At 72.8% G+C, this 849-nt stretch carries 1 protein-coding gene; it reads right to left on the bottom strand.

What is annotated here, in order from left to right; genetic code table 11:
• On the bottom strand, positions 1–779 hold a 779-nt coding region (locus ABQ292_RS26595), incomplete at its 3' end, for a WD40 repeat domain-containing protein (RefSeq protein ID WP_369210703.1).
• Positions 780–849 lie beyond the last annotated feature (70 nt).

The following is an 849-nucleotide window of genomic DNA, read 5'->3' as shown; positions in this document are numbered from 1 at the left end:
AGGCGGGTGGGCCGGGCCGGATCGGTCACATTCCACAGCAACACCGTCCCCTCGCCGGCGGTGGCCAGCACCTGACCGGCGGGGTCGAGAGCCATCGCCCACACCGGTCCGCTGTGGCCGGTCAGCGGGGCACCAAGGCGGGTGGGCCGGGCCGGATCGGCCATGTTCCACAGCAATACCGTCCCCTCCTCACCGGCGGTGGCCAGCACCTGGCCGCCAGCGTCGAAGGCCACCTCGGTGACTGCGCCGGTGTGGCCGGTCAGCGGGAGCCCAAAGGGGGTGGGCCGGGCCGGATCGGTCACATTCCACAGCAGCACCGTCTCCTCGCCGGCGGTGGCCAGCACGTGCCCGCCAGCGTCAAAGGCCACCGCCCACACCGGTCCGGTGTGCCCGGTCAGCGGGGCACCGAGGCCGGTGGGCTGGGCCGGATCGGTCAGATCCCACATTATGACGGCATTATCGGCGCCGGCGGTGGCGAGGATGTCCCCGCCAGGGTGGAAAGCCACCCCCCGGACGAGTCCGGTGTGGCCGGTCAGCTGCGTTTCCATGGGGATGGGCCGGGCCGGATCGGTCACGTTCCACAGCAGCACCGTCTCCTCGCCGGCGGTGGCCAGCACCTGACCGGCGGGGTCGAGAGCCATCGCCCACACCGGTCCGGTGTGGCCGGTCAGCGGGGCACCAAGGCGGGTGGGCCGGGCCGGATCGGTCACATTCCACAGCAATACCGTCCCCTCCTCACCGGCGGTGGCCAGCACCTGACCGGCGGGGTCGAGAGCCATCGCCCACACCGGTCCGGTGTGGCCGGTCAGCGGGGCACCAAGGCGGGTGGGCCGGGCCGGATCGGTCACA

The organism is Geodermatophilus maliterrae, from assembly GCF_041018925.1.
Taxonomy (GTDB): Bacteria; Actinomycetota; Actinomycetes; order Mycobacteriales; family Geodermatophilaceae; genus Geodermatophilus; species Geodermatophilus maliterrae.
Note: the sequence above shows the minus strand (reverse complement) of the source record. Positions and strands in the feature narration are given on the sequence as shown.